Raw genomic sequence first — 4,786 nt, forward strand, 5'->3', positions numbered from 1 at the left:
AACCGTGAGTGCATGGTTGCATTTAGATTAGGAATTTGCAATTTCCGCTGCCCATTGTTTTTTATCGATGCAACCGCACGAACTTTCCATGCAGTTTCTACTTTAGCAAACCCTTCTGCAGCCTGCTGTTCCGCGCTTTGCAGCCCGTGTAATATGGCCTATGGAGAGCGAGAAATGCTGAGCCACAAACTGGAACACCTGGCATTGCGCCCGTGTAATATGGCCTATGGAGAGCGAGAAATGCACATCAAATCCGGCAGCCCAGTTCGCGGGTGCGGCTATGTAATGGGTCTGCTGTCTTTGGCTGTGTTAATTGCCCCAGGCTGTGAAATCGCGGTCGAGCAACCCGAAACAAAACCGCCAGCAATTAAAGTTCCTCCGGCCCAAGCGGCCCTAGTTGGCTTAGGCGCGAAGTTGGAAACACAGCAGGCCGAAGCAGCGGCTGCGAAACCATCGGCTGTCGACCAGCACCCTGCCCAACAGCGCGGTGTGGAATCTCTGTCCCGAGTTGAAGTCAAGCCCCAGCCGCGACGGGATGAATTATTATTAGCCGCCGACGACCAGCCGGTAAATGATCGGCGGGCTGGTGCCCCCAAATCAAAGTTCGACGTGCCGCAAGCGGTCGATCAAATTGCTTTGGAAATTCGCGATGCCCTCCAGCTGCACAAAACACTCGTCGTGTTGCTCTTGGAACAGACGTCTCGGGCTGAATCGCTGGCAGGTCAAGTGGCCGATCAGTTCGATCACATATTTCATGAACTGGGAACTTCACAGCCGGGTCGTTTGGAAGTGGCTGTAGTGGGTTACAGCAACGAAGTGAATTTGATCGCACCCGATCCGACTGGCGATGTTGCCCAAATCGAAGTGTCACTGTCTACGGCGAAAGAAACCAAAGGCGATAAGGCCGCCCTGTTTGCCGCCGTAAATCGGGCGGTGGAAAAGTTTTTGTCCTATCGAATGCACGGTGACGAGGTGATCTTTGTCGTGGCGGGAAATTCGCCGGCAGACGATCTGGACATGGCCGACGCCGCAATCAAATCGCTCAAGAAAGCAGCGGTGCCGGTGTACGGCATCGGCCCGGCGCTACCGTTCGGTTCGCCCCGATTCAAAGTCGCGGCCCAACGTCGGGCAACAAGTACGGGCGAAAACGATCGGCAATACGAATCCCTCTTTCCTGAGCGAATTCAATTGTCGCTGTCGGGCAATCAGAATACGGCCGATTTGAACGACTCCGGCTATGGTTCTTTCGGCGTAGAACGGCTTTGCCGGCAGACCGAAGGCAATTTCTTTCGGCTCCACACTGCCAGGCCGCAGGGTTGGGCAGTTGATCCCAGCGCTGGCGACATCAAGGGCGAACTGCTGGCGAAGTACGCGCCCGACTATGTCGACGAAGCTCAATACCAGCATTTGCTCGATGAGAATAAATGTCGCTTGGCATTGCATAATGCCGCCATGTTGCCGCCGGCCGAAGGCCTGGGACAGGTGACCACCGATTTCCCCAAGCAGAAAGATGAAGCGGCTTTGGCCAAGATGATCACCAACGCCCAAAAAGCCGCCGCCATTGACGATCAGCCGCTGCAACGGCTTTACGACGCGCTGGTGGCCGGCGAAGCCGATCGGCCCAAGCTCACCGGCGCCCGCTGGCAGGCCGGCTACGATTTGGCCATGGGCCAGGTGTTGGCGGCCAAAGCAAGGCTCGACGGCTACAACGCCATTCTGGCGATCATCAAGCAGGGCAAGGCGTTTGCCAATCCCGACAGCACGAATTGGGTGCTGGAACCGGCCAACGAAAACGCCGCCGGCAGCGTGCTGGATAAAATGGCCAAAAAATCGCGCACCTATTTGCAGCGCGTCGTTGACGATCACCCCGGCACGCCTTGGGCCGCCGTGGCCGAGCGGGAATTGCGTTATCCCGCCGGCTGGAAGCTGGAAGAGAAGTGAAAGCTTGCAATGACTTTCCAGAACCTGAGGCCAACATGAAACCGGAACGCTTGGCGCCGCCCCACGCAAAAGCCAACGATACGATGGCGGAAATGCCACTAGCAAAATTCGCCGGCTAGCCGGCCAAATCCAAGAAAAAGCAACGGCGATTTTGCGCATCAAACAGCCGGATTAGATGGCGGGGACCTAATTAACCGCGTGGCCTTCTTCCGACCTCTCATCACCACGGCAAATCTTCGCCCCGCAACGCTGCCGCGGTCGATTCACTTCGCTGGATCGAAGGGCAAGGACGATTTATGGACGACCAGGCGAAGCTTGCCGTCGGAGCAGCGGCGGAAGACAAACGTTTTGTCGACGGTCACGCGATTGCCATCGGCGTCGGTCAGGTAGACGTTGCCCATGGTGATGGCGATGTCGCCGTGGATTTGGATGCCGTTTTCGGCGGCGTTGTTGTCGTAGCTGACCTCGACCCACCGTTTCAGCGCGAAGCCGGCATCCTCGGGATATGCCGGGTTGCCGCCGACGAAGTATGACAGCGCGCCGGCCTTGGTGGGCCGGAACGTGTTCGCGCCGTGAGCCAGCGTGGGCTTGAAAAAGACTTTGCCGTGGTCGTAATCGTACAGATCGGTAATCGCCTGATTGGCAACCGTTTTGTAATCGCCGACGGCGGCATAAACTTTGCCGATATTGACCAGCGCGTCGCACCAGGCCTGCTGGGCCGCGTTGACTTCGGCTTCAGTAATCGGCGCGCCGGGTTGGAACTTTGCGACTTTGACGCTAGTCAGCGGCGGGGTTGTTTTGGTGCTGGGCTGTTGATCGGATGCAGTAGCCGCCTTGGCTGAGATCACGCCGATGGCGAGCGATAACATTGCTGTTGCGGCTGCGATGAAAAACACTTTGAGCAGCAAATTCAAATACATGCCGCTGGTAGATGGAGTGTTCATTGGATATGGCCCTCTTAAAAATCAGAGATCAAATGGAACCGATTCAGGCAGCTCGCGCTGTGGCAGCCGCCAGGAAAGGGTAGCTTATTTTGGGGAGCGAAAAGGGGCGTTTTGTGGCCGATTTTGCTAGGGCAGAAGAGGGCAGAAGATTAGTCACGGCTATTTTCCGTCGCCCCATTAGGGCTCGCCGCTTACTGACGTGCGCGGCTCTCAGCGCGACCAACGGTCGCGGCTAAACGTCGTTACGGATAAGAATTTTGCCGGCGTTGATGGTGTCGATCAACTGCTGCAGGGACTCATGGCAGGAATTACGGATATGCTCCGATATCCAAATAATTCCATCCGATAAACGCTGGATCGTTTAGATATGCCAACCACCAAAGAACTGGAAGAGCGCTCATTTCAACTGGAAGATTTCCATCAACCATAAATAAGAATCTAGAGGGCCTATTTACTGGATCTCCGGCAGTGAAATATCCATGATGGGCATTGCGATAAGCTCGCATTGTGCTGGCAACAAAATCGGGCAGTGTCACTGACAATTCATGGGTTAGATCCTTACTTCGAACTAAAATGCCAGACGGTGTCACTTTCCCTTTGCGCCAGATGGATTTTTTAACAGTGTCCTCAATTTTTTGGTAAGTGGTTTTCGCCATTTCCGAAAAATATTCTGCGAAGGGCGGCGGCATGCTTGCTAACCGCAGGCCGATCGTTTCCGGTGCATTCTTCGTATTAAATAGGGTTTTGAAAAAATCGGTTTCATTTTTTGTATTTTTTAGGAGGACGCTTAAGGTGTCGAACAAATCGGCGATTTCAAATGACATCATGTTCGCCATTGGTGCTACATCTAGAGACATATCGAGCAAAGTTTTTCTGAAAAGTCGGTCCACCGTAATTTGATGCTCGTAGCCAAAAATTGGATCTATTTCTGCGTCAGGTACAAGGTTCTGCGTGAAATTTGCTGCGTCGCTTAATTCAAACAATAGTCTGTTGAGACGGAGCACGTACCATTCCAATAACTTGAGCCGATCTTCGACGCTGAATCCATGTTCGTGACAAAAGCGATGATGACCGGCGCGCTGGGCGACCGGTCCTTTTGGATCTTTGGCGATTTCAGTGATATCCACAGCTTCATCGGCAAAGGTTGCACTACGGCTTGCGAAAGCTAACCAATTGCGGGGAAACAACCCAGGCATGTGCTTTTCGGGCGGGTCAAACAAAAATTCAAAAGCCAAGCCGGGCACATTTGCATATGCACCGCCAACATATGGGTAGAAAAGATAGTTAATGAAACTGAGTATGGCTGGTATTAGACCGGCGAGCGATAGCATGTGCCACTCGCGAAGTGTGGCAACGCCCTCGAAATTATCTTTGAGCAGTTCCTGTTTCGGTGCTTGGGCCAAGGCATATAATACTCGCATCATTGATGCGGTTGAGTCCAAAGTTGTGTCATACCGCATTACTACCACTCGTCCTTCGGGGTAGAATTTAAAAAATACTGGAAGTAGGTGGTCTCGCAGTAATGGTCGGATGAAATTCGGTTCGACCAGAGCGATCGCATGTGCGAAGAAAGAGAAGGACCTCCATCGGTTTTCAGTCAGCTTGGCGTCTTCCACTAATTTGATTAAGTCCTCATGGCTCATCCGAACAGCTTGTGTTGTTTCAGCGAAGGTTGTCCAGTTAGATTTCAAATGTGCATCGAGAAAGTCGAACGTTTTTCCATTTGCTAAGTTGCACCGATCAATGACGTCTGTTATGCGAATGCTTGACGGAAATGTGACGCCTTGTTTTCTTGCCTTCCGTCGCACCCATTGATCAGCGATGACTTCGTAGTCAGACATCGCTACCATTCGGGTTGCGATTTCAATCGGCGATAGTCCATTACCCTCTTTTGGCAATGG

General features: G+C 53.1%; 3 protein-coding genes. 1 reads left to right on the forward strand and 2 read right to left on the reverse strand.

Features of this window, described 5'->3' with window-relative positions:
* Positions 1-240 precede the first annotated feature (240 nt).
* On the forward strand, positions 241-1,941 hold the full coding sequence (locus VMJ32_09690; protein ID HTQ39290.1) for a vWA domain-containing protein: 1,701 nt from the start codon (positions 241-243) through the stop codon (positions 1,939-1,941).
* 263 nt (positions 1,942-2,204) lie between these two features.
* Here VMJ32_09690 and VMJ32_09695 read toward each other — a convergent pair whose 3' ends face one another.
* Both VMJ32_09695 and VMJ32_09700 read right to left on the reverse strand, forming a co-directional pair.
* Positions 2,205-2,885, reverse strand: coding sequence for a hypothetical protein (locus VMJ32_09695; protein HTQ39291.1), 681 nt, complete (start codon positions 2,883-2,885; stop codon positions 2,205-2,207).
* 308 nt (positions 2,886-3,193) lie between these two features.
* On the reverse strand, positions 3,194-4,786 hold a 1,593-nt coding region (locus VMJ32_09700; protein HTQ39292.1), incomplete at its 5' end, for a hypothetical protein.

This window comes from Pirellulales bacterium (genome assembly GCA_035499655.1).
Lineage (GTDB): Bacteria > Planctomycetota > Planctomycetia > Pirellulales > JADZDJ01 > DATJYL01.

What these genes read in the sequence shown, in the direction of transcription:
- VMJ32_09690 (HTQ39290.1), top strand. Translation starts at nt 241, where the DNA reads ATGCACATCAAATCCGGCAGCCCAGTTCGCGGGTGCGGCTATGTAATG.
- VMJ32_09695 (HTQ39291.1), bottom strand. Translation starts at nt 2,885, where the DNA reads ATGAACACTCCATCTACCAGCGGCATGTATTTGAATTTGCTGCTCAAA.